Origin of the sequence: Streptomyces sp. NBC_00448 (genome assembly GCF_036014115.1) — a bacterium.
Classification (GTDB): domain Bacteria; phylum Actinomycetota; class Actinomycetes; order Streptomycetales; family Streptomycetaceae; genus Actinacidiphila.
The window spans coordinates 3,415,036-3,440,170 of record NZ_CP107913.1; the positions used below are offsets into that span (position 1 = coordinate 3,415,036).

Sequence of the window (25,135 nt, forward strand, 5' to 3'; positions counted from 1 at the left end):
CGCAGAGCCCGACACCCGCACCACATCGCACCCGCCGAGAACAGCGGAACGGCAGCCACCCGCCGTCCCGTCGGCACCGCACACCCTCGACCGCCCCGCCCCCACCCCTACCTCCCGGAGGTAAAGCGCAGTGTCCCGTCTGACGAAGGCCGCGGCCGTCGCCGCCGCCGCCGCGATATCCCTGCTCGCGAGCGCGTGTACCGGCCAGAGCTCTTCCGGCGCCACCGACGACGCCAGCAAGGACGTGACCATCAACTTCTGGCACGGCTGGTCCGCGCCCAACGAGTTGAAGGCGATCAACGACAACGTCGCCCGCTTCGAGAAGCTGCACCCGAACATCCACGTCAAGGTGCAGAGCAACATCACCGACGACAAGATCAACCAGGCGCTGCGGGCCGGCGGCAGCAAGGCCCCCGACGTGGTCTCCTCCTTCACCACCGACAACGTCGGCCAGTTCTGCTCCTCCGGCGCGCTCACCGACCTCTCGCCGTTCCTGAAGAAGTCGAACATCGACACGGCGAGCACGTTCCCGAAGACGATGCAGGAGTACACCCAGTTCAACGGCGTGCAGTGCACGCTGCCGCTGCTGGGCGACGCGTACGGGCTGTACTACAACAAGAAGGAGTTCGCCGACGCCGGCATCTCCGCCCCGCCCAAGACGATGTCGGAACTCAAGGCCGACGCCGTGAAGTTGACCAAGTCCAAGGGCGACTCCTACTCCCAGCTCGGCTTCATGCCGGACTTCCACGGCTACGAGTCCACCCCGGGCCACTTCGCCGCCCAGTGGGGCGTGCACTACTTCGACGCCAACGGCAAGGCCCAGATGGCGTCGGACCCCGGCTTCGCCGCGATGTTCAACTGGCAGCAGGACATGGTGAAGTCGCTCGGCGGCTTCTCCAAGCTGGAGAAGTACCGCAACACCTTCGGTGACGAGTTCGGCGCGAAGAACCCGCTGCAGACCGGCCAGGTGGCGATGGGCATCGACGGCGAGTGGCGGCTGGGCATGGCCAAGGACGCCGGCATGAACGACCTGGGCGTGGCACCCTTCCCGGTGCCCGACAACCAGGCGAGCAGCTACGGCAAGGGTTACGTCACCGGCACCATCGTCGGCATCGCCGACACCAGCACCAAGAAGAACGCCGCCTGGGAGCTGGTGAAGTTCATGACCACCGACACCGACGCGGTCGTCTCCTTCGCCAACGCGATCCACAACGTGCCCTCCACGCTGGCCGCGCTGAAGTCCCCGAAGCTCGACCAGGACCCGGGCTTCAAGACCTTCATCGACATCGCGCAGAACCCGGCCAGCACCACCACCCCGCCGAGCGTCAACGGCGGCGCCTACCAGGTGACGTTGCAGGACTTCGGCTACGACTACGAGTCCGGCAAGTCCAAGAACCTCAAGTCCGGGCTCGAAGGCGTCGACACGCAGGTCGACAAGGACATCGCGCAGGCCAAGTGATGAGCGCCGTCCACCCCCTGCTGCGCGCCAAGCGCAGAAAAGCCGCCCTGCGGAACCTCGCGTTCCTCTCCCCGTGGATCATCGGGTTCGCCGTCTTCTTCGCCTACCCGCTGCTGTCCACCGTCTACTTCTCGTTCATGCACTACAACGGCTTCAACCCGCCGACGTGGACCGGCGGGAAGAACTGGTCGTACGTCTTCACGCAGTACCCGCTGTTCTGGCCGGCGCTGCGCAACACGCTGTGGCTGGTCATCGTGATGGTCACCCTCCGGGTGATCTTCGGGCTGGGCATCGGCATGCTGATCACGAAGATCAAGACCGGCGCGGGCCTGTTCCGTACCGCGTTCTACCTGCCGTACCTGGCCCCGCCGGTCGCCGCCACCATGGCGTTCGTCTTCCTGCTCAACCCCGGCACCGGCCCGGTGAACAACATCCTCGGCGGGCTCGGACTGCCCACCCCGGGCTGGTTCACCGACCCGCACTGGGCCAAGCCCGCGCTCACCACGCTGGCGCTGTGGGGCATCGGCGACCTGATGGTCATCTTCATGGCCGCGCTGCTCGACGTCCCCAAGGAGCAGTACGAAGCAGCCGAGTTGGACGGCGCGGGCCCCTGGGCCCGGTTCCGGTACGTCACGCTGCCGAACATCTCGCCGATCGTGATGTTCGCGGTGGTCACCGGCGTCATCCAGACCATGCAGTACTACACGCAGCCGCTGGTCGCCGGGAAGGTCGCCTCCGGCATCATCGGCAACTCCGGCCAGCAGTTCGAGCCGGGCTACCCCGACAAGTCCACCCTGACCCTGCCGCAACTCGTCTACAACCTGGGCTTCCAGCGCTTCGACTACGGCTCCGCGTGCGTGGTCGCCCTGGTGCTGTTCGCGCTGGCGATGGCGTTCACGGCCCTGCTGATGCGGCGCCGCAGCGGCTTCCTGGCCGCGGAGGACTGACCCGAGATGACGCACATGACCGACACCACCCTCGCCGCCGGATCGGCGCCGTCCCGCACCGGCCACGCCCCCGACCCCCGCGCCCTCAAGGCCGCCCGGCGCAGGCGCACCCTGCACTGGATCGGCGTGCACTCGCTGGGCATCGCCGCGGCCGCGTTCTTCGTGCTGCCGTTCGTCTTCGTGGTGCTCACCGCGCTGATGAGCGACAACCAGGCGCTCACCCGGTCGCTGTGGCCGCACCCCTTCGAGTGGTCCAACTTCCGTACCGTCTGGGACACTCCGGGCTTCCTGACCTGGTGGCGCAACACCCTGGTCTACTCGGTGGCCGGCACCGTGCTGACCGTCGTGTCGTCGCTGCCGGTCGCCTACGCGCTGGCGAAGTTCCGCTTCCGCGGCCGCAATCTGATCATGGTGCTGGTGATCTCCACCATGATGCTGCCGCCCCAGGTGATCATCATCCCGATGTACCTGTTCTGGACCAAGCAGCTGCACATGGACGGCACGCTGTGGCCGCTGATCATCCCGATGGCCTTCGGTGACGCCTTCACCATCTTCCTGCTGCGCCAGTTCCTGCTGACCATCCCCAAGGAGTACACCGAGGCGGCCAAGGTCGACGGCTGCGGCGAACTGCGCACCCTGCTCACCGTGATCGTCCCGATGATCCGCCCGGCGATCGCCGCGGTCGCCCTCTTCCAGTTCTTCTACTGCTGGAACGACTACTTCGGCCCGCAGATCTACGCCAGTTCCAACCCGGCGGCGTGGACCCTCAGTTACGGATTGGAGTCCTTCAAGGGCGCCCACCACACCAACTGGAATCTGACCATGGCGGCCACCGTTCTCGTGATGGCCCCGGTGATCGTGGTCTTCTTCTTCGCTCAAAAAGCCTTCATCGAAGGCGTGACCCTGACAGGAGTCAAGGGATGAAACTGGCGGTCGTGGGCGGCGGGTCCACATACACACCCGAACTCATCGACGGGTTCGCGCGGTTGCGCGACACCCTGCCAGTGGAGGAACTGGTACTGATCGACCCGGCCGCGGACCGGCTGGAGCTGGTCGGCGGGCTGGCCCGGCGGATCTTCGCGAAGCAGGGCCACCCCGGGCGGATCGTCACCACCGACAACGTGGCCGCCGGGGTGGAGGGCGCCGACGCGGTGCTGCTCCAGCTGCGGGTCGGCGGGCAGGCGGCGCGCAACCAGGACGAGACGTGGCCGCTGGAGTGCGGCTGCATCGGCCAGGAGACCACCGGCGCGGGCGGCCTCGCCAAGGCGATGCGCACGGTGCCGGTGGTGCTGGACATCGCCGAGCAGGTGCGCAGGTCCGCGCCGGACGCCTGGATCATCGACTTCACCAACCCGGTCGGCATCGTGACCCGGGCGCTGCTCCAGGCCGGGCACAAGGCGGTCGGGCTGTGCAACGTGGCCATCGGCTTCCAGCGCAAGTTCGCGCGGCTGCTGGACGTGGCGCCCGAGCAGGTACACCTCGACCACGTGGGGCTCAACCACCTCACCTGGGAGCGCGGGGTGCGGCTGGGCGGCCCGGACGGCGAGAACCTGCTGCCCAAGCTGCTCGCCGAGCACGGCGACGCCATCGCCGAGGACCTGCACATGCCGCGCCGGATCGTGGACCGGCTCGGCGTCGTCCCGTCGTACTACCTGCGCTACTTCTACCAGCACGACGCGGTGGTGCGGGAGTTGGGCAGCAAGCCGTCGCGGGCCAGCGAGGTCGCCGCGATGGAGAAGCAGCTGCTGGAGATGTACGGCGACCCGGCGCTCGACGAGAAGCCGGAGCTGCTGTCCAAGCGGGGCGGCGCGTTCTACTCGGAGGCGGCCGTCGCGCTCGCCTCCTCGCTGCTGCGCGCCGGGTCGCCGTCGTGGAGCGGCGACGTGCAGGTGGTCAACACCTACAACAACGGCACCCTGCCCTTCCTCGCCGACGACGCCGTCATCGAGGTGCCCGCGCTCGTCGACGGCACCGGCGCCACGCCGCTGCCGGTGCCGCCGCTGGAGCCGCTCTTCGCCGGCCTGGTCGCGAACGTGACCGCGTACGAGGACCTGGCGCTCGAAGCGGCGCTGCGCGGCGGCCGGGACCGGGTGTTCGCCGCCCTGCTGGCCCACCCGCTGATCGGGCAGTACGAGTACGCCGAAGGTCTGACGGACCGTCTGATCGCGCACAACCGGGAGCACTTCGCGTGGGCGTGACTTCGGAGCCGCTCGTCCCCGGTGGCGTCCTCGCCATCGACGCGGGCAACAGCAAGACCGACGTCGCGCTGGTCGCCGCCGACGGACGGGTGCTCGGCAGCGCCCGCGGCGGCGGCTTCCAGCCGCCGATCGTCGGGATCGACCCGGCCGTCGCGGTCGTCACCGAGGCGGTGGAACGCGCGGCCGCGGCCGCCGGGCTGCCGGCGGCCGGCGACCGCGGCGGCCGGCCGCTGGCCGAGCACACCTCGGCGTGCCTGGCCAACGCCGATCTGCCGGTCGAGGAAGAGCAGTTGCAGGCGGCGGTGCACGCGTGCGGGTGGGCGCGCAGCACGTACGTCGCCAACGACACGTTCGCGATCCTGCGGGCCGGCGTCGAACAGCCGCGCGGCGTCGCCGTGGTGTGCGGCGCCGGCATCAACTGCGTCGGCCTGCTGCCGGACGGGCGCACCGCGCGGTTCCCCGCGATCGGGAAGATCTCCGGGGACTGGGGCGGCGGGTCCGGACTGGCGGAGGAGGCGCTGTACTTCGCCGCGCGCGCGGAGGACGGGCGCGGCGAGCCGACCGCGCTCGCCACCTCGCTGCCCGCGCACTTCGGGCTGCGCACGATGTACGAGCTGATCGAGGCGCTGCACCTGGAACGCATACCGTACGTACGGCGGTACGAACTCACGCCCGTGCTCTTCGCCACCGCCGACGCCGGTGATCCGGTCGCCTGCTCCGTGGTCGACCGGCAGGCCGAGGAGATCGTCTGCCTCGCGACGGTCGCGCTCCGGCGGCTCGACCTCCTCGACGACGAGGCCGACGTCGTCCTCGGGGGTGGTGTCATGGCCGCGAGCAATCCCCGTCTCATGGGCGGGATCACCGCGGGGCTCGCCTCGACCGCGCCCAAAGCCCGCGCGCACGTGGTCACGGCGCCCCCGGTGCTCGGGGCGGCCCTCCTCGGCCTCGACCACACCTCCGCCCCCGCCTCCGCCCAATCCACCCTCCGCACCCACTACCCGTAGGGCGCCCCTGGCCCCCCGGGCACGCGAGTGCTGTCGGCCCCGGGACCACCGGCCGGTGAACGGCTGAGCACGCCGCGTTCCCCGCGCCCCTTGGTGGTGGCTGGTCGCCGCGGAAAGAGGTGCACCATCCAGGGGCGCGGGGAACTGCGCGAGCAACCAGGCAACCGCAGGGAGGTCCGGGGAGGCGCTGCGGGGGCTGGGCCTGCGGCCCAGCGGGGTGGGCACCCCTTGGCAAAGAGTGCCCAAGGAACCGTGCAGCCGCCGGAGGCGTGTGCAGAGGTAGGCGGCGGCAGCCATACTGCTGCTGCAAGCTGACCGCATCGTGGGGAGGGCGCGTGACGCAGACGCCGACAGGTGGCGTGCCTGTGCAGAGCCAAGGCCGAAGCCAGGTCCAGGGGTACGCAGGGGGATTGACCGGTGGGCCGCACCCCGGGGTGCAGCCGGAGCACGCCGCCGCACCCGGAGCGGCCCCGCGCCGCGCCTGGGCGGAGTCCACGGCCCGGCTCCGCGCGGCGACCACCACCGAGCCCGGCCGGCTCCGCCTGATCGGCGCGGTCCTCGCCGTCCTCGTCATCGCGTTCGGCGCCGTCACCGCGTGGCAGGTCGCCGAACGGCAGTCCGCCGCGGGCCATGTGATCGACCACAGCGCCCCGTTGAGCGCGAACGCCGCCGAGATCTACCGCTCCCTCGCGGACGCGGACGCCACCGTCGCGGGCGGCTTCCTGGTCGGCGGCGAGGAGCCGAAGGAGGTGTCCGACCGCTACCAGAGGGACATCACCACGGCCGCCAAGCTGATCGCCGACGCCGCCGCGAACAGCGCGGGCTCGCAGGAGGCCCGCACCCAGATCGCCACGCTGAACAGCCACCTCCCGCAGTACACCGAGCTGGTGGCGACCGCGCAGGCCGACAACCGGCAGGGCCTGCCGCTGGGCGGCGCCTACCTGCGGTACGCCGACACGCAGATGCGCAAGCCGGGCGGCCTGCTGGACGCGGCCGACAAGCTGTACCAGGCCGAGAACGCCCGGCTGGGCTCCGACTACTCCGACGCGAAGGCGCTGCCGTACGCGTCGTGGGCGCTGGGCGTGATCGCGCTGGCCGCGCTGGTGTGGGCGCAGCGCCGCCACTACCGCCGTACCAACCGGGTGTTCAACCGGGGCATGCTGACCGCGACCGCGGCGTCCGCGGTGGTGCTGCTGTGGCTGGTCGCGGCGCACACCGTGGCCCGTACCGACCTCGCCGACTCGTACACGCACGGCGCGAAGTCGATGCAGGTGCTCAACAACGCCCGGATCGCGGTGCTCCAGGCCCGCGGCGACGAGAACCTGACGCTGGTGGCGCGCGGTTCCGGCGACGAGTACGAGTCGAAGTTCGAGAAGGAGATGGCCACGCTGGCCGGAAAGTCCACCGCCGCGAGCGCAAAGGGCGGCGGCGAGCTGGCCCAGGCGCTGGCGCTCGCCGACAAGGAGGCGGGCCGCGCACCGGTACGCTCCGCGATCGAGAACGCGAGCGGGTGGCGGCAGCGGCACACCCGCGAGCGCGCGGCCGACGACGGCGGCGACTACACCACCGCGGTCGCCGAGGTGATCGGCGTGAAGAACAGCGGTGGCGAGTTCACGGTGGCGAACACCACGCAGGAGAGCTTCAGCGCGGTCGACACCAGCCTGGGCAAGGCCATCGCGCAGGAGCAGAAGGAGTTCCACCAGTCCGCGACCGACGGCCGCGGCGCGCTGTCGCTGCTGCCGTACGGCGCGGGCCTGCTGGCCGCGCTCGCCGCGGGCGCCGCGCTGATCGGCATCGGGCGGCGCCTGTCGGAGTACCGGTGAGCGGCGTGCGAACGTACCGAGGGTGGGGCCGGTCCGGCCGGGTGGAGACGAGGGAGGTCGCGGTGAGCCGTACAGCACGTGGATGGGGCGGGGTCGCGACGATGGCGGTGGCCTGCGCGCTGACCGTCACGGCGGCGCTGAGCCCGCTGGGTGTCGGGCCGTTCGGCGGCACCTCGGGGGCAGGGCGTACGTCGTCGCCCGCGAGCGGCGGGCCGGTCGCGCACGCGCGGGACGCCGCCGCCACCGACTCCGGCACCTGCACCACGCCCGAGGCGAGCCTGTCGCCGTCGTCCGGCTCCACCGACGGAGCGGCCGTGGAACGGATCAGGAAGCGCGGGCGGCTGATCGTCGGCGTGGACCAGAACAGCTATCTGTGGGGCTTCCGCGACCCGGAGACCGGCGCCATCGCGGGCTTCGACATCGAGATCGTGAAGGCCATCGCCCAGAACATCCTGGGCAGTTCGGCGAAGGTGCAGTACCTGACCGTGCCGACGAACAAGCGTGTGCTCGACATACAGCAGCACAAGGTGGACATGGTGGTGCGCACCATGTCCATCACCTGCTCCCGGTTGAAGGACGTGGCCTTCTCCATCGCCTACTTCGAGGCCGGCCAGCAACTGCTGGTCCCGAAGGACTCGCCGATCACCGGGTACAACGACAGCCTCAAGGGCAAGACGGTGTGCACCGCGTCGAGTTCGACCGGGGAGGCCAAGCTGAAGCAGGGCGCGCACGGCGCGAAGATCAAGCCGGTCGACAACCAGCTGGACTGCCTGGTGCTGCTGCAACTCGGCCTGGTCGACGCGGTGTTCACCGACAACGCGCTCGCCGCAGGACAGGCCGCGCAGGACCCGACCGTGCACCTGGTGGGAACTCCCGTCACCGAGGAGCCGTACGGTGTGGCCATGAACCTGGACGACCAGGACCTGGTGCGCCGGGTCAACCAGGTGCTGGTGGCCTACGAGGCGGGCGGCGCGAACAGCGAGTGGATGCACCAGTACCAGACCTGGCTCGCCAAGGACCTGCCGGACGTCACGGGACCGCCGCAACCGAAGTACAAATAAGGGAAGGGGTGTTCCGACGCGTACGGCGGTCTCGGCCGGCACGGCGCACGCGCGGGACGCGCGGGACACGCGGAGCAGAACGGGCAGGGCAGGCGGGGCAGGCACGAAGGGCACGGCGACGATCACGGCAGTCGGAGCGGGCAGGGCAGGCACGGCAGACGGGAAGAGGGTGTGATGGCGGTCGTGGGAGCATCCGGACCGGTGATGGGCCGGGAGGACGTGGATCTCGCGCTGGAGCGGCTCGGCGCCGAGCACGAAGCCGTCGAGACCTCCCTGCTCGCCCTCCAGGACCACTCCGGGCGCAGGCTGCTCGAAGGCGCCGAGTTGACCGGTGTCACCAAGGAGCGGTGGCAGCGCACCGACACGGCGGTCACCGCGCTGTGGGCGCACTTCGAGGCGTACACCGAGGCGTTGACCGCCGCCCGCGAGCTGCGGGCCCGCCGCCGCTGGCCGACCCAGACCGAACTCGCCCGGCTCACCGAGCTGTTGCGCGGCGACGGGATCACCGTGCTGGGCGGCACCGTGCCGGACCACGAGCGCTCGCTGACCGGACCGGCCCGCGTCAGCGAGCAGATGAGCCTGGACGAACTGGTCCGGCGGATGAACAGCTGGTACGACCAGGCCATGGAGACGGTGGCCGCCGCCGACGCCGTGTGGTCCGCGCTGCCGGCCAGGATCGACCTGCTGGCCGCCGAGACGCAGCGGGTCCGCTCGCTGGCGCACTCGGTCGGCGTCCGCCCGGGCGGCCACCCCGCAGGTGACGAACTGGAAGCGCTGGTCGAGGAGTTGACGCGGCTCCGGGCCCGTACGGTCTCCGACCCGCTGGCCTTCTGGAACCCGCGCCCGGCCCCCGGCCGCCCCGACACCTCGCGCTACGACGACGCCGGCCGGTGCCTGGAGGAGATCCGCCGCGAGGTCGAGGCGGTCCTGCACGTGCGCGACGACGCCGAACACCGGCTCGGGCGGCTGCGCGACGTGATGTCCCGGGCCGACCGCACCCTCACCGAGGCCCGCGGCGCCCGGGTCGAGGTGCTGTCGAAGATCCTCGCCTCCGACGTGCCCGCGGTCAGCGGCCCGGCCGCCGCGCTGCACGAACAGCTCGGCGCGGCCGAGCAGTTCGCCAGGACCGCGCAGTGGCACCGGCTCTCCCCGCTGCTGGACAGCCTGGAGGGGCACGCCGACGACGAACTGCTGCGGGCCCGGGAGTCGTTGACCGCGGTGACCGCCCCACTGGCGGTCCGCGCCGAGCTGCGCGGCCGGCTCGACGCGTACCGGGCGAAGGTGGCCCGGCTCGGCATGGCCGAGGACCCGGTGCTGATCGAACGGTACGACCAGGCGCGGCGGCTGCTGTGGAGCGCTCCGTGCGACCTCGGCGCGGCCGAACGGGCCGTACGCCGCTACCAGCAGGCGGTCACGGAGCTGGGCAGCACCCCGCGCACCCCCACCGACCGCCGGGGGCCGGCATGAGCGGGCACCCGCGCACGACCGGGGCGACCGTCACCCGTAGAGGCACGGATACGGGTCCGGGTTCGTGTGCGGCTTCGGCCGCGGCCACGGACCCGCGCGCGACGATCGGCAGCAGTACGGAAATGGCGTCAGGGACAGGGAAAGGCTGAGGGGGAGACCGTGAGCGAGTGCCAGCGACCCGGCTGCGACGGGACCTTGGAGGACATGGGCGGCGGGGACCTGTACTGCGGCACCTGCGGTCTGGCGCCCGTGGTGGTGGCCGCACCCGCGGGACCGGTGCCGGGCGCGGGCGCCGTGGGCGGGTTCGGCGCGGGCTCCGGCGGCGCGGCCGTCCCCGGCGCGCGCTCCGGCACGGACTCCGGGCAGTCCTCGGCCGGCAGCTCCTCCGCGCGCTCCTCCCGCTCGTCCCGCTCCTCCACCTCCCAGGCGTCCCGCCGTTCGGTGTCGGGCCGGCTCTCCCAGTCGCTGGCCGGCAGCTCCACCGGCCGCTCGGTGTCGGTGCGCACCACCCGCGGCACCGGCAGCGGCCCCACCCGCGGCAAGCTGGGCGCCGGCCTGGTCAGCGTGCCGACGGTGCCGAAGCCCGACCCGGCCGCCGCGGTGCTGGAGAACCCCGAGGTGCCCGAGCGCAAGCGCTACTGCAGCAAGGGCGACTGCGGCGCGCCGGTCGGCCGCAGCCGCGAGGGGCGGCCCGGCCGCACCGAGGGCTACTGCACCAAGTGCGGGCACCCGTACTCCTTCACGCCCAAGCTGCGCCCGGGCGACCTGGTGCACGGGCAGTACCACGTGATGGGCTGCCTGGCGCACGGCGGACTCGGCTGGATCTACCTCGCGGTGGACCGGGCGGTCTCCGACCGCTGGGTGGTGCTCAAGGGCCTGCTGGACACCGGCGACGAGGACGCGCTGGCCGCCGCGCTCTCCGAGCGGCGCTTCCTCGCCGAGATCGAGCACCCCAACATCGTGCGGATCTACAACTTCGTCGAGCACCTCGACCAGCGCACCGGCACCCTCGACGGCTACATCGTGATGGCGTACGTCGGCGGCAAGTCGCTCAAGGAGATCGCCAACGAGCGCCGCGCCCCCGACGGCAAGCGCGAGCCGCTGCCGGTCGCGCAGGCCATCGCGTTCGCCATCGAGGCGCTGGACGCGCTCGGCCACCTGCACAGCCGCAACCTGCTGTACTGCGACTTCAAGGTGGACAACGCGATCCAGACCGAGGACCGGCTCGAACTGATCGACATGGGCGCGGTGCGCCGGATGGACGACACCGAGTCGGCGATATACGGCACGGTCGGCTACCAGGCACCGGAGGTGGCGGAGGTCGGCCCGTCGGTCGCCTCCGACCTCTACACCGTCGCCCGCACCCTGGCGGTGCTGACCTTCGACTTCCAGGGCTACACCAACATCTTCGTGGACAGCCTGCCCGACCCGGACAAGATCGAGGTCTTCCGGCGCTACGAGTCCTTCTACCGGCTGCTGGTGCGCGCCACCGACCCGGACCCGCACAAGCGGTTCGCCTCGGCCGAGGAGATGTCCGACCAGCTGCTCGGCGTGCTGCGGGAGGTCGTCGCCCTGGAGTCGGGCTCGCCGCGGCCGGCCCTGTCCACCCTGTTCGGTCCCGAACTGCGCGTGGTGGACACCCAGTTGGTGCGGCCGGTGACCGGCGACACCTCGCGGCTCGGCGCGGTGCGCCCGCCCGACGGACACCGGCGGTCCAGAAAGGACAAGGGCGCCCCGGCGCTGCCGGCCGCTCCCGCGGGTGCGCCGGGGCTGCCGGGCGCGCCCCCCGCGGCGCTTCCCGGGCAGGTCGCGCAGGCCGCGCCGGCCGGGGTGTTCGGGCCCGCGACGGGTGGCGCCACGCCGCCGCCCGGTCTGCCCGTCGCACCGCAGGCACCCACCGGGGCTCCGGCGGGCGGCGGTTGGGGCCCGGGCCGACCGATCGTCTCCCGGCTCGACGCGGCCGCGGCCGTACTCGCGCTGCCCGTACCGCATGTGGACTCCACCGACCCCAACGCGGGCTTCCTGGCCGGCATCGCGGCCGCCGCCCCCGGCGAGATGGTGACCGCGCTGCGGTCGGCGCCGCTCGACTCCGTGGAGAAGCGGCTGCGCGAGCTGCGGGCCCTGCTGGAGCTGGACGACACCGCCGGCGCCCAGGAGGTGCTGAGCGGCCTCGACGGCTCCGGCGACGACAGCGCCGACTGGCGGGTGGTCTGGCACCGCGGGCTGGTCGGCCTGTGCACCGCCGACCACGCGACGGCGGCGCTCAGCTTCGACGCGGTCTACGACGCGTTCCCCGGCGAGCCCGCGCCGAAGCTGGCCCTGGGCATCTGCGCGGAGGTGCTCGGGCAGCTCGACAACGCCGCCGAGTACTACCGCCTGGTGTGGACCACCGACCACAGCTACGTCAGCGCGGCCTTCGGGCTGGCCCGGGTGCTGCTGAAGTCCGGTGACCGGGTCGGCGCGGTGCGCGCGCTGGAGTCGGTGCCCGAGTCCTCCATCCACTACACCGCCGCCCGGGTCGCCGCGATACGCGCCCGGCTGCGCGACCGGGCCCCGCAGGAGCCACTGCTGCCCGACCTGCACGCGGCGGCCCGCCAGGTCGAGGACCTCCAGCGGCAGGGCCTGGACCACGACCGTCGCGAGCAGCTCGCCACGGAGGTGTACGGCAGCGCGCTGGACTGGGTGCTGGCCGGCCGGACCGGCGCGGGCACCGCGCCGACCGGGCCGGTGCTCGGTGCCGAACTGGACGAGCGCGGACTGCGGTTCGGCCTTGAGCGGTCCTACCGGGTGCTCGCCCGGCTGGCCCGCCAGGGCGGTACGAGGATCGAACTGGTGGAGCGGGCCAACCGCTTCCGCCCCAGGACCTGGGTGTAAACCGATGCCACCACTGCCCGAGTCGGCGCCCTCGGCGCCCACGGCCCGCCCGACGATCTGCCCGGGCTGCTCCGAACCCCAGGCCCCCGACGACCGGTTCTGCGGGGGCTGCGGCCGCGACCTGAGCGCGCCGCCGCCCGAGCCCGAGCCGGATGCGTCGGAGCCGAACGCGTCGGCGCAGGGTGTTCCGGCGCCGGGTGCTCCCGCGCCGGACGCGCCGGGTCTCGACGCCGCCGCGCCCGCCGTGAACGGCGCCGCCGCCGACGCCACCGGTGCCTTCCTGCTCGCTCCCCCACGCAGCGGCTCCTCCGAGGACACCCTCCCGCTCGGCTTCACCGCCCGGCTCTCCGACGGGGGCGAGAACGGCGACGACGAAGGCGAACCGACGGCGGGCGGCGGCCCGGCCGCGACCGGGACCGGGAACGCGAACGCAACCGGGAGCAGGAACGGGACCGGCTCGACCGGCCGTTCGGCCACGACCGGCACGGTGTGCGTGGCCTGCGGCCTCGGCGGGGTGGACGACGACGGCTACTGCGAGCACTGCGGGCACGCGCAGCCCCGCCAACGCGACCACCAGGAGAAGGAGTTGGAGGGCGTGGCCGCGGTGAGCGACCGCGGCCTGCGGCACCACCGCAACGAGGACGCGTTCATGCTCGGCACCGCCGCCCTGCCCGACGGCAGCGCCGCCGTCGTGGCCGTGGTGTGCGACGGCGTGTCCACCGCCTACCGTCCCGACGACGCGTCCGCCGCGGCCTCCGCCGCCGGCAGCGAGTCGCTGCTCGCCGCCCTGGAACGCGGCACCTCCCCCGACGACGCGATGCGCGACGCGCTGATGGCCGCGTTCGACGCGGTGGGCGCGCTGGCCGAGGAGGAGTCGCCGGAGCCGATCACCGCGCACCACAACGCCCCGGCGTGCACCTGCGTCAGCGCGGTCATCACCGGCCCGGTCTTCACCGTCGGCTGGATCGGCGACAGCCGCGCGTACTGGGTTCCGGACGACCGCCGCACGCCCGCCGCACGCCTCACCGAGGACGACTCGTGGGCGGCGCGGATGGTCTCGGCCGGGCTGATGTCGGAGGCCGAGGCGTACGCCGACGAGCGGGCGCACGCGATCACCGGCTGGCTGGGCGCGGACGCGGTGGAGGTCGATCCGCACGTGGCGGCCTTCCAGCCGGAGGGCCCGGGCGTGATCGTGGTGTGCACCGACGGACTGTGGAACTACGCCGAATCGGCCGCGGAGATGGCCGAGGCGCTGCCGGCCGACGCCCGTACCCGGCCGCTGGCGAGCGCGCGTTCGCTGCTCGGCCTGGCCCTCGACGGCGGCGGCCACGACAACGTAACGGTCGCGGTGCTGCCGTTCCCGGCAAGCGTCGCACGGGCAGGATTCCCCTCCGCCTAGCTCTCGCCGGCGCGACGCGCACGGCGGGGGGCGGACGAGCAATGGCGTGAAGGAGCACAGGAAGCGATGCCAAGTCTTTCGAAGTCGAACGTGCCGCAGTTCTCGGTGGACGTGTACCAGAACGAGTACCTGCCCGAGGGCGGCCGCGAGGTCAACGCGATCGTCACGGTGACCTCGACCGGCGGCGGCACCTCGGGCGGCCGCCCGCTGCCGGGCGACGCGGCGGCGGCCGGCGTGGTCATCATGGTCGACTGCTCCGGCTCGATGGAGTATCCGCCGACGAAGATGCGCAACGCGCGGGACGCGACCGCGGTCGCCATCGACACGTTGCGCGACGGGGTGTCGTTCGCGGTGGTGGCCGGCACCCACCAGGCCCGCGAGGTCTACCCGGCCAACGGCGGCCTGGCGGTGGCCGATCCGAGCACCCGCGCGCAGGCCAAGCAGGCGCTGCGCAAGCTCACCGCGGGCGGCGGCACCGCGATCGGCACCTGGCTGCGGCTCGCCGACCGGCTGCTGGCCGGCTCCGATGTGGCGATACGGCACGGCATCCTGCTCACCGACGGCCGCAACGAGCACGAGAAGCCGGAGGACCTGCACAGCGCCCTGGACGCCTGCTCCGGCCGCTTCACCTGCGACGCGCGCGGGGTGGGCACGGACTGGGAGGTCAAGGAGGTCACCGGGATCGCCTCGGCGCTGCTCGGCACGGTGGACATCGTCGCCGACCCGGCCGGTCTGGCCGGCGACTTCCAGGCGATGATGGAGAACGCGATGGGCAAGGAGGTCGCGGACGTCGGCCTGCGGCTGTGGACCCCGCAGAACGCCGAGATCGCCTTCGTCAAGCAGGTCGCGCCGACCGTGGAGGACCTTACCGAGCGGCGTGCGCGGACCGGGCCGCGGATGGGCGACTACCCGACCGGGTCATGGGGCGACGAGTCACGCGACTACCACGTCTGCGTGAAGGTGCCGCCGGCCGTCGTCGGCCAGGAGATGCTCGCGGCCCGGGTGTCGCTGGTGCTGCCGGAGCCCGACGGCACCACGCAGGTGCTGGCGCAGGGGCTGGTCCGGGCGCTGTGGACCGACGACATGGCGGCCTCGACCCGGATCAGCCCGCAGGTGGCGCACTACACCGGGCAGGCCGAGTTGGCGCAGGCCATCCAGCAGGGCCTGGAGGCCCGCAAGTCCGGGGATCTGGACTCCGCGACCGCCAAGCTGGGCCGCGCGGTGCAGCTCGCCAGCGCCTCGGGCAACGAGGACACTGCCAAGCTGCTGGCCAAGGTGGTCGACGTGGTGGACGCGGTGAACGGTACTGTGCGGTTGAAGCCCAAGGTCGCCGACGCCGACGAGATGACCTTGGAGACGCGGTCCACAAAGACCGTACGCGTGAAAAAGTAACCGTCGGGTACTACGTGCTCGCGCACAACCTTGGGAGCCGCCCGACCGGGCGGAGGGGGAGCCGACGCCATGCCGATCTGTGCCAACGGCCACCAGACCAGCGCCACCGACTGGTGCGAGGTCTGCGGCCTGCTGATGCCGGCACCGGCCGCGGGGTCGCGGCCGGCGTCCTCCGCGTCGTCGTCCTCGGCCTCGCCGGTCTCGCCGCCGCCCTCGTCGCCGTCGCCGCCCGGATTCACGGGCGAGCCGGCAGGGGGTGGCGAGGAGTGCTGTCCGAACTGCGGGACGCCGCGGGAGGGCTCGGCGCTGTTCTGCGAGCAGTGCCGCTACAACTTCCGCACCCACACGGCGACCGTGGTGCCACCGCAGCCGACCGCGCCGGGCGTCCCGCCGTACCAGCGGTACGAATCGCAGCGGTCGCGGCCGTCGCAGATCAACCGGCCGGCGGAGGCGCTGCCGGACGACTCGGTCACCGTGACCTCCGGTTCGGGGGACTTCCTGCTCGACCCGCCGTCCGGGTCGGTGCGGTCGGTGCCCGGTTCCGGCGGGACGACGTCGGGCGGACCCGCCAGCGGGCCGGTCAGCGGACCCGTCAGCGGACCCGTCAGCGGGCCGGTGAGCGGACCCGTCAGCGGGCCGGTGAGCGGACCCGTCGGCGGAACCCTCGGCGGGCCTGCCGGTGGAACCCTCGGTGGACCCGTCAGCGGGCCGGTCAGCAGCCCGGTGATCGGTCCGCAGGGCGGGCCGAACGGGCCGGGCGAGCAGGGCGGTTCGGGTGGTTCAAGTGGTCCGGCCACCACCGCCGTCGGGCAGCAGCCGCCGCTGTCCGTCGCGACCGGCACCGGTACGGCCTGGGTGGCCGTGATCACCGCCGACCGGGCGTACTTCACCGCGATGATGGCGCGCAGCGGGCCGGACGCCGAGCAGCTGTACTTCCCCGCCTACTCCCCCGAGGTGCAACTGCCGCTCACCGGGCACCAGGTCACGATCGGCCGCCGCCGGCACAGTACGGGTGAGGCGCCCGACATCGACCTGTCGCGTTCGCCGGAGGACCCCGGGGTCTCGCACCATCACGCGGTGCTGGTCCAGCAGCCCGACGGCTCCTGGTCGGTGGTCGACCAGGACTCCACCAACGGGACCACGGTGAACCTGGCGGAGGACCCGATCCGGCCGTATCTGCCGGTGCCGCTCGCCGAGGGGGACCGTGTGCACGTCGGGGCGTGGACGACCATCACGCTGCACCGCGCCTGAGCGGTGCGGCGGGCGCTTCCGGGTGCCGGCGCGGCCGGTGTCAGGTGGTGGTGAGGGGCCAGGTCAGGGGGCCCTCGGGGCTGTCGCGCCAGAGCCATTGGCGGGGGCCGTCGACGGTGAGGCCGTAGCGGGTGCGGTCGGGGCGGGTGATGCCGCCGAAGGCACTCTGGCCGAACACCTCGGCGGCGAGGCCGTGTTCGGCGGCGCCGTCGGGGGCGCCTGATCCGCCGCGCAGAGGCACGAAGTAGGCGGGCGTCGAGAGGAACCGGCCCTCCGCGTGGCGCGGGCCGTGCACGGTGAGGGCGACCAGGCCGGTGGCCAGCGGCAGCAGCAGGAGGCCGCCGGGCGTGCACTGCTCCAGCCAGGCCGGGGGCACGAAGGGAAGCTCGCAGGTCGCGATGACCCGGTCGTAAGGGGCGCGGGGCGGGTGCCCGAGGGCGCCGTCGCCGGTGACCACGACGACCGAGCGGGCGGCCTCGGTGCCGTACGCCTCCAGGTGGGCGCGGGCCGCGGCGGTGATCTCCGGTTCCAGGTCGATGGTGGTGACCGTGTCCGGGCCGAGCCGGTGGGCCAGCAGCGCCGCGTTGTAGCCGGTGCCCGCGCCGATCTCCAGCACCCGTTCCCCGCCGCGCACGTCCAGCGCCTCGCACATCAGCGCCATGAGCGACGGCTGGCTGCTGGAGGAGACCAGCTCACCGCCGACGACGCGGGTGGCGATCGGCCGGTCCGCGTAGGCACCCGTGAGACGGCTCATCGCGCGGCGGTGCGACGCGGCCACCGGACCGCGGCCGTAAACCGGCCCCTCGCCGTACGCGGACCCCTCGCCGTACTCCTCGTATCCTCCGCCGTACTCCTCGTCGTACTCCCCGCCTGGCCCCGGTTCCCCGCCGTACCCGGTGTCCTGGTCGTCCAGGACGAAGAGGTGGCGCGGGACCTCCGCGAAGGCCGCCCGCCAGGCGGGGTCGGTGAGGCCGCCGCCGGACTCGATCCGGCGGACCATCCGGGCCCGCAGGGACCCCGCGGCGACGGCGTACCGCCGCTCGAATCGCCCCTCGCGTCGCCCGTCGGGCCCTGTCGCGCCCATGCTTCCATCGTGCGCCCGGAGCGGCGGGGAGACGAACCGGGACACCACGGCGGCCCGCTCGCCGCATCTGCGACGATGGAAGGGTGAATGAGATCCGGCGCGGCGAGTTGCAGCAGCAGACGTTCTACGAACTCGTCGGCGGCGAGGAGACCTTCCGCCGCCTCGTACACCGCTTCTACCAGGGCGTCGCCGACGACCCCGAGCTGCGCGCGATGTACCCCGAGGAGGACCTCGGCCCGGCCGAGGAGCGCCTGACCCTCTTCCTGATGCAGTACTGGGGCGGCCCGCGCACCTACAGCGACGAGCGCGGCCACCCCCGGCTGCGGATGCGGCACGTCCCCTTCGCGGTGGACCGCGCCGCCCACGACGCGTGGCTGCGCCATATGCGCGTGGCCGTCGACGAGTTGGCGCTGCCCGCCGAGCAGGAACGCCAGCTGTGGGACTACCTGGTCTACGCCGCCGCGTCGATGGTGAACACCCCGGGCTGACCCCGCGTGGCCGCCGGGCCACGCACCGCAGCGGACCGCTTCTTCCCGCACGGCTCGCCGGCCGGGCGTCCGCTGGGCGGACCATCACGATCGGATTGCGACATCCGCGGTCCGGGTTCTGCGCCGCTGCGCGGTTTGAGAGCATCCCGTCAGTACATGACGGGGGGAACATGTGACCGGATTCGTGCTGCTGCGTGTCCGCGCACACCGACTACTTCTCGCCGCCGCCCTGCTCACGGTGTTGCTGACCACCTGCGTGCTCGCGACGTTCACCGCCTTCACCGGCGCGATCGGCGACGCGGCCCTGCGGCGCACCCTCCAGCACCAGGCGGCCGCGCAGTCGACGGTCGAGGTGCAGACCCAGCTGAACGGGACGGACCCCAAGGCGCTCGACGCGGCGGTGCGCAAGCACCTGCGCGGCTCCTTCGCCGGGCTGCCCACCAGCGTCCACGGCAGCACCCGCTCCGGCCCCTACGGGCTGCCGAAGCGGCCGCGCTCCTCGGCCCAGTCGGCGAACGGCGAGCCCGACCTGACGCTGCTGGCCACCTTCGACCGCGCCGAAGTCCAGCTGGTGAAGGGGAGTTGGCCGACCGCGGCCGGGCGGGGCGCGGCCCGGGTGCAGGTCGCGGTGCCGCAGGTGGCCGCGCTGATCCTCGGCACCGAGCCCGGCGACGTCCTCACCCTCGCCGACCGGCTCGGCGGCGCCCCGCTGAAGGTCCAGATCAGCGGGATCTTCCAGCCGCGCGACCCGTCCTCCCCGTACTGGCACCTCGACCCGCTGGACGGCCGCGGCGCGCACACGGTCGCGTTCACCACGTACGGGCCGATGCTCGCCGACCCCGGCAGCTTCGACTCCGGCCGGGTCAAGGCCGCCGCGATGGCCTGGCAGGCCACCGGCGACTTCCGGCAGTCCACCGCACACGACATGAACACGCTGGAGAAGGGCGTCCAGCAGACCCTCGACGCGCTGCACGACGACCGGACCACCGCCGTCACCGAGGGCACCAGCAACCTGCCCGACCTGCTCGACGCACTGCGCCGCAGCATGCTGGTGACCCGCTCCACGCTGCTGATCGGCGCGCTGCAACTGGTGATCCTGGCCGGTTTCGCGCTGCTGCTGGTGGCGGGGCTGCTCGCCGAGGAACGGGCCGGGGAGACCGCGCTGCTGCGCGCCCGCGGCGGATCGCGGGCCCGGGTCGCCCGGCTGGCCGGGTGGGAGGCGCTGCTGCTCGCGGTGCCCGCGGCCCTGGTCGCCCCGCTGCTGGCCGGGCCGGTCACACGGGAGCTGGCCGGCACCGGCGCCATGGCCCGTACCGGCGTCAGTCTCGGCTCCGGCGACACCGGCCTGGCCTGGCTGGTCGCCGTGGCCGCCGCGCTGGCCTGCGCCGGCGCGGTGATCGTGCCCGCGCTGCGCACCGGCGGCTCCTACGCCGCCGAGCGGGCCGAGCGCGCCCGGCGCCGCTCCCTGCCCGGCGCGCTGCAGGCGGGCGCCGACGTGGGGCTGCTGGTGGTCGCCGCGATCGCCTACTGGCAGTTGGAGCGGCGTGCCTCGGGCAGCGGCGCGCTGAGCGCCAACGCGGGCGGCGGGCTCGGGGTGGACCCGATCCTGGTCGCCGCGCCCGCGCTGTGCCTGCTGGCCGGCACCGTGCTGGTGCTGCGGCTGCTGCCGCTGGTCGCGAAGCTCGGCGAGCGGCGGGCCGCACGCGGCCGGACCCTGCCGCTGGCGCTCGCCGGCTGGCAACTCGCCCGGCGGCCGCGGCGCGGCGCGGGAGCGGCGCTGCTGCTGGTGCTCGCGATCGCGATGGGCGTCTTCTCGATCGGGCAGAGCGCGAGCTGGGACCGTTCGCAGCGCGACCAGGCCCGGTACGCGGTCGGCGCCGACCTGCGGGTGACCGGCATGACCACCCCGCCGTTCGGGCAGCCGGGGATCTTCGCGCATCAGCCCGGCCTCGCCGCCGCCGCGCCCGCCGCGGACACCGGCCTCTACCTCGACCAGGACCGTACGGCGACCGTGCTGGCCATCGACTCCGCGCGGGCCGGGAAGACGATGCTGTTCCGCTCCGACCTCACCGGCGGACGGTCGGCCGCCGCGGTGCTGGCGCCGCTGCGCAAGGGCGTCCGCGCCGGCGGCGGCTTCCCGCTGCCCGCCGACGCCCGCAAGGTGACGTTCGACGCCGTGCTGCGGCCCGGACCGGGCGGCGGTCCCGCGACCGCGGACACCGTCCAGCACGTCAGCGTCACCGTCCTGGACGCCGAGGGCGTGCCGTACACCGCCGCCGTCGGCGACCTGCCGTCCGACGGCAGACCGCACCCGCTGGTCCTCGACATCGCCGCGCTGTCCGGTTCGGCCGGCGGCGCGCCCGCCGGTCCGCTGCGGGTCACCGGCCTGGCCATCGCCTTCGACATCCCGGTCAAGGAGCGGACCTACACGCTGACGATGTCGGCCACGCGGGTCGCGGACGGCACGGGCACCGTCCGCCCGCTGACGGTACCCGTCCAGCAGTGGTCGGCGACGGCGTCCAACGACGGCCCCTCGTTCGAGCAACTGCCGGGCGCCGACGTGCCGAGCGCCGGAGTGCCGCGGGTCGGCGGGGGCACGACGATGACGCTGGACTACGACACCGGCACCGCGCCGGCGCCCCAGGACAGCTACAGCCCGATACCGACCGCGACCGTGCAGGCCGGGGCGGACACGCCCGCACCGCCGACTCCTGCGGCTGTCGCCACCGACGCCTTCCTCACGTCGCAGCAGGCGAAGGTCGGCAAGAGCGTCAGCGTCCAACTCGGCGGAATTTCGGTGCCGGTGCGCATCGTGGGCTCGGTCAAGGCGATCCCCGGGCTCGGCGACGGCCAGGGCGCGGAGGCCGGGAACGGGTCCGGCGGATCGGGCGCGGATTCGGGCGCCGGGTCGGGCTCGGGGACGGACGCCGGATCGGGTACGGGCCGCAACCAGGACGTCGGCGGCATGGTGGTCGACCTGCGGGCGGTCAACCAGTACCTGCAGTACCACGACGCGCGGGCCATGGAACCCACCGAGTGGTGGCTGGCCGCGCGGCCGGGCCGGACCGCGAAGGTCGCCGCCGCGCTGCGCGCCCGCGCCGACGTCGACACCGTCCTGGTCGCCGACGAGACGGCCGCCGACCTGCGCGCCGACCCGCTGGGCGCGGGCCCGCAGTCGGCGCTGCCGGCCGCCGTGGTGGCCGCGGTGGTACTGGCCGCGCTCGGCTTCGCGGTCTCCTCGGCGGGCGCGGTCCGCGAGCGCACCGCGGAGTTCGCGATCCTGCGGGCCCTGGGTGCGCCCCGGCGCCAACTGGCCCGGCTGATCGCGGCCGAGCAGGGGTTGCTGGTGCTGGTGTCGCTGATCGTCGGCGCCGCGCTCGGTGCGCTGCTGACCCGGCTGGTGACGCCGCTGATCGTGCTGACCCCGCAGGCCACGACTCCGACGCCGTCGCTGGTCGTACGGCTGCCGGCCGGCCGGCTGCTCGAACTCCTCGCGGAGGTCGTGGTGGTGCCGGTGCTGGTGGTCCTGGCGACGGCGGCACGGCGTGGCGATCCGGCGACGGCACTGCGGCGGCAGGGGGAGGACTGAGATGGCGGCGCGAGAGCGGGACGACAGCGGGGCGTGGGAGCCGGAGGGCGGCGCGGAAGCGGGAGCGGAAGCGGAAGCGGGAGCGGAAGCGGGAGCGGAAGCGGGAGACGGCGGGGGCGTGGACGGGGACGGGGGCAGGGGCGGGGCATCAGGTGGCGGCTCGGGCGCGGCGGACGGCTCGGGCGTGCCCGGCGGCGACGACGTGCAGCTCGCCTGGGTGCGGGCGCGGCTGCGCGCCTCCCGCCGCGCGGCCCTCGCGACCTTCGGGCTCGTCCTGGTCACCGCGTTCCTCGCGGCGGGCCTGCCGCGTTCCGTGGACCGCTACGAGGACCGGGCGCTGCAGCACGCGGTGCGGGCCGGCCAGTACCGGGACCGTGGGATCGCCCTGAGCGAGAGCTACAACCCGCAGCAGGGGCTCTACGGGACCAACCCGCTCGACGTGGCCACCCTCGACGCCGTCCAGAGCGCCGTCCACTCGCTGCTGTCGCGCACCACCCCGCTCGCCCCGCACTCCGCGGTGTACGGGGCGCGCACCGGCCAGGCGTCCGAGGTCCCCGACCCCGGCCTGCCGCGTCCGTCCTCGCACCCCCCGACCGCCGACCTCGTCGCGCAGGCCGATCTCGGCGCGCACACCCGGCTGGTGGCCGGCCGGATGCCGCAACCGCCGCCCGCGGTCTCCGAAGGACAGCGGCCGCCGCCCGTCGACGCCGCCGTGACGGTGCTGACCGCCCGGAAACTCCATCTGAAGGTCGGCCAGTCCGTCCACCCGAGCGGGACGAACTCGAAACCGCTGACCGTGCACATCACCGGAATCGTGGCCCCGCTCGACCCCACCTCGTCGTACTGGAACGAGGACCCCGACCTGCTCGGGCCGGTCCTCGGCTCCCAGCCCGGCGAGCGCGGCGAAGAACCCAAGGCGTACTGGCACTTCACGCTGCTCACCCACCGCGACGCCGCCGACTCGCTGCCGGAACTCGGCGCGGGCGTCAACGTCTACTGGTACGAACCGCTGGACATCGGCCGGCTGACCGCGCACGGTGTCCCGGCGCTCCAGAACATGCTGTCGTCGCTGAGCGGCGGCCCGCTGGCGGTCAAGCTGCAGGACGCGAGCGGCGCGCAGGTGAGCGTCAGCGACGCGCTCGGCACCGTGCTCACCGGCTTCCTCCGGGAACGCGACGCCACCACCCCGTTGATGCTGATCGCCGCGGTCGGCGTGGGCACCACCGCGCTCGCCGTGCTGCTGATGGCCGGGGGGCTCGCCGCCGAGCGGCGGCGGGTCGAGATCGCGCTGCTGCGCGCCCGCGGCGGCTCGCTGCGCGGCGTCACCGGCCGGCTCGCCGCGGAGACCGCGGCCGCGGCCGTGCCCGGCGGGGTGGCCGGCACGCTGCTCGCGCTCCTGCTGCTGCCGACCGGCCGCTGGCTGCTGCCGGTGCTGCTTGCCGCGCTGGTCACCGCGGTCGTGGTGCTCGCGCTGCCGTTGCGGGCCGCCTTCGCGGTACGCCGGCCGGGGCCGGGCGGGCGGGAGGACGTGGTCTCTGCCCGGCCGTCGCGGCGCCGTCTCGTGGTCGAACTGACCGTGGTGGTGCTGGTGGTGGGCGCGGTCGTGGCGCTTCGGCAGCGGGGCGGAGGGAGTTCGGGCGGCACCGCCACCGGCGGGGGCAGCGGTCCCGGCAACGATCCGTTCCTCGCCGCCGCGCCCGTGCTGGTGGCGATCGGCGCCGCGCTCGTCCTGCTGCGGCTGTACCCGGTGCCGCTGCGGCTGCTGGCCCGTCCCGCGGCGCGGCTGACCGGCGCGGTCACCCACCTCGGCCTGGCCCGCGCGGGCCGCTCCCCCGCCACCGGTCAACTGCCGCTGCTGGCGGTGCTGGTGGCGCTGACCGTGACGTCCTTCGGCGGCTCCGTGCTGGCCGGGATCAACCACGGCAGGGACCGGGCGGCCACGGCGACGGTCGGCGCGGACGCCCGGATCGACGCGGTCACCGCCACGTTGTCGCCCCAACTCCCGGGCCGCGTACGGAAGGTGCCCGGCGTCGGTATGACCACCACGGCGCGGGTCGAGCAGCACTCCGCCGATGCGACGTTCAACGGGTCGTACGCGGTGGTCCTGGTGGACCCCGCTGCGTACGACAGGCTGACCAGCTCGGTCGGGCTGCCCTCCTTCCCGGCGCACGCGCTGTCCGGGCACGGGGGCCAGGCGGGCGAGCAGGTGCTGCCTGCCGTGCTGTCGCCCGGGCTGGCCGGGCAGATCGGCCGGAAAACGGTGTCGGTCGCCACCGATCTCGGCTCCGTCTCCATCCGTACCGCTGCCGTCCTGCCGACCACCCCGGCCGCACCCGGCGGCGACTTCGTGATCGTCTCGGCGGCCGCGCTCGAGGCCATGCACCCGGAGGCCGAGCAGTACCCGCAGCAGACGGCGCCGACGACCCTGCTGGCGATGGCGGCACCCGGCCGGCACATCGACGCGAAAGCGCTGCGCAAGGTGGCCGCGTCCGATGTCTCGTCGGTGTCGGTGCTGCTGCGCAGCGAGGAGCGGGCCTCGCTCGCGGACACCCCGCTCCAGCACGGCGCCCGCCGGCTGTACCTGGCGGCGGTCGCGGCGGGGGCGGGCTACAGCGCGCTGGCGCTGCTGCTGGCGCTGCTTCAGGCGGCACCGGGCCGCACCACCCTGCTGGCACGGCTGCGCACGATGGGCATGACCCGGAGCCAGGCGCGGCGGCTGGTGCTGCTGGAGATGCTGCCGCAAGTGCTGCTCGGCGCGGTCGGCGGGGTGCTGGTGGGCCTGGCGGTGATCCCGCTGCTCGGTCCGGGCATCGACCTGCGCGCGCTCACCTTCGGTACGGAACCGCGCGACATCACGGCGGTCGACTTCGGGCTGGGGCTGCGCGCGAACCCCTGGGCCCTTGCCCTGCCGTCGGCAGGGCTGCTGATACTGGCCTGTGCGGTGCTGCTGGCGCAGGCGTGGCTGGCCGGGCGGCGGCGGGAAAGCACGGAACTGAGAGCGGGGGACCGGGTATGAGCGGGGAAGCGCGGGGGAACGGGACGCACAGGGATTCCGGGGACGCGGGATCGTCAGCGTCAGGGACGGCGTCGGCGTCGGCG

16 protein-coding genes are annotated in these 25,135 nt (G+C 73.6%); 15 read left to right on the forward strand and 1 reads right to left on the reverse strand.

Annotation, left to right across the window (positions count from 1 at the left end; translation table 11 throughout):
* Window positions 1–130: 130 nt before the first annotated feature.
* From OG370_RS14430 to OG370_RS14485, 12 genes are all read left to right on the forward strand, one after another.
* Entirely contained in the window at window positions 131–1,459 is a 1,329-nt protein-coding gene (locus OG370_RS14430) for an ABC transporter substrate-binding protein (protein ID WP_328464265.1), read from the forward strand.
* On the forward strand, window positions 1,459–2,406 hold the full coding sequence (locus OG370_RS14435; protein ID WP_328464267.1) for a carbohydrate ABC transporter permease: 948 nt from the start codon (window positions 1,459–1,461) through the stop codon (window positions 2,404–2,406). The genes OG370_RS14430 and OG370_RS14435 overlap by 1 nt, the downstream gene beginning before the upstream one ends.
* Before the next feature lie 15 nt (window positions 2,407–2,421).
* A complete protein-coding gene (locus tag OG370_RS14440; RefSeq protein WP_328464269.1) occupies window positions 2,422–3,330 on the forward strand; it encodes a carbohydrate ABC transporter permease in 909 nt (302 codons plus the stop codon).
* Complete coding sequence (locus OG370_RS14445; RefSeq protein ID WP_328464271.1) at window positions 3,327–4,604, forward strand: 6-phospho-beta-glucosidase; 1,278 nt, start codon at window positions 3,327–3,329, stop codon at window positions 4,602–4,604. Before OG370_RS14440 ends, OG370_RS14445 begins: the two co-directional genes overlap by 4 nt.
* Window positions 4,595–5,608 (forward strand): N-acetylglucosamine kinase, encoded by a 1,014-nt coding sequence (locus OG370_RS14450; protein ID WP_328464273.1) that lies wholly within the window; start codon window positions 4,595–4,597, stop codon window positions 5,606–5,608. Before OG370_RS14445 ends, OG370_RS14450 begins: the two co-directional genes overlap by 10 nt.
* A gap of 410 nt (window positions 5,609–6,018) precedes the next feature.
* A complete protein-coding gene (locus OG370_RS14455; protein ID WP_328464275.1) occupies window positions 6,019–7,431 on the forward strand; it encodes a hypothetical protein in 1,413 nt (470 codons plus the stop codon).
* A 101-nt stretch (window positions 7,432–7,532) separates the two neighbouring features.
* Window positions 7,533–8,492, forward strand: coding sequence for a glutamate ABC transporter substrate-binding protein (locus OG370_RS14460; RefSeq protein WP_328474087.1), 960 nt, complete (start codon window positions 7,533–7,535; stop codon window positions 8,490–8,492).
* Between the two features lie 174 nt (window positions 8,493–8,666).
* A complete protein-coding gene (locus OG370_RS14465) occupies window positions 8,667–9,959 on the forward strand; it encodes a hypothetical protein (RefSeq protein WP_328464277.1) in 1,293 nt (430 codons plus the stop codon).
* 204 nt (window positions 9,960–10,163) lie between these two features.
* On the forward strand, window positions 10,164–12,833 hold the full coding sequence (locus OG370_RS14470) for a serine/threonine-protein kinase (RefSeq protein ID WP_328474089.1): 2,670 nt from the start codon (window positions 10,164–10,166) through the stop codon (window positions 12,831–12,833).
* 4 nt (window positions 12,834–12,837) lie between these two features.
* Window positions 12,838–14,232: a PP2C family protein-serine/threonine phosphatase gene (locus OG370_RS14475; protein WP_328464279.1), complete on the forward strand. Its 1,395-nt coding sequence runs from the start codon at window positions 12,838–12,840 to the stop codon at window positions 14,230–14,232.
* A 66-nt stretch (window positions 14,233–14,298) separates the two neighbouring features.
* Entirely contained in the window at window positions 14,299–15,624 is a 1,326-nt protein-coding gene (locus OG370_RS14480; RefSeq protein ID WP_328464281.1) for a VWA domain-containing protein, read from the forward strand.
* Window positions 15,625–15,693: 69 nt separating this feature from the next.
* Window positions 15,694–16,875 carry an FHA domain-containing protein gene (locus tag OG370_RS14485; protein ID WP_328464283.1) on the forward strand — a complete coding sequence of 394 codons (1,182 nt, stop codon included), beginning with the start codon at window positions 15,694–15,696 and terminating at the stop codon, window positions 16,873–16,875.
* Window positions 16,876–16,915: 40 nt separating this feature from the next.
* Here OG370_RS14485 and OG370_RS14490 read toward each other — a convergent pair whose 3' ends face one another.
* A complete protein-coding gene (locus tag OG370_RS14490) occupies window positions 16,916–17,959 on the reverse strand; it encodes a methyltransferase domain-containing protein (protein ID WP_443060669.1) in 1,044 nt (347 codons plus the stop codon).
* 83 nt (window positions 17,960–18,042) lie between these two features.
* Here OG370_RS14490 and OG370_RS14495 point away from each other — a divergent pair, with 83 nt between their 5' ends.
* From OG370_RS14495 to OG370_RS14505, 3 genes are all read left to right on the forward strand, one after another.
* Window positions 18,043–18,447: a globin gene (locus OG370_RS14495; protein ID WP_328464284.1), complete on the forward strand. Its 405-nt coding sequence runs from the start codon at window positions 18,043–18,045 to the stop codon at window positions 18,445–18,447.
* A 172-nt stretch (window positions 18,448–18,619) separates the two neighbouring features.
* Window positions 18,620–22,036 (forward strand): ABC transporter permease, encoded by a 3,417-nt coding sequence (locus OG370_RS14500; protein ID WP_328464286.1) that lies wholly within the window; start codon window positions 18,620–18,622, stop codon window positions 22,034–22,036.
* Between the two features lies 1 nt (window position 22,037).
* Complete coding sequence (locus tag OG370_RS14505) at window positions 22,038–25,052, forward strand: ABC transporter permease (protein WP_328464288.1); 3,015 nt, start codon at window positions 22,038–22,040, stop codon at window positions 25,050–25,052.
* Window positions 25,053–25,135: the final 83 nt, after the last annotated feature.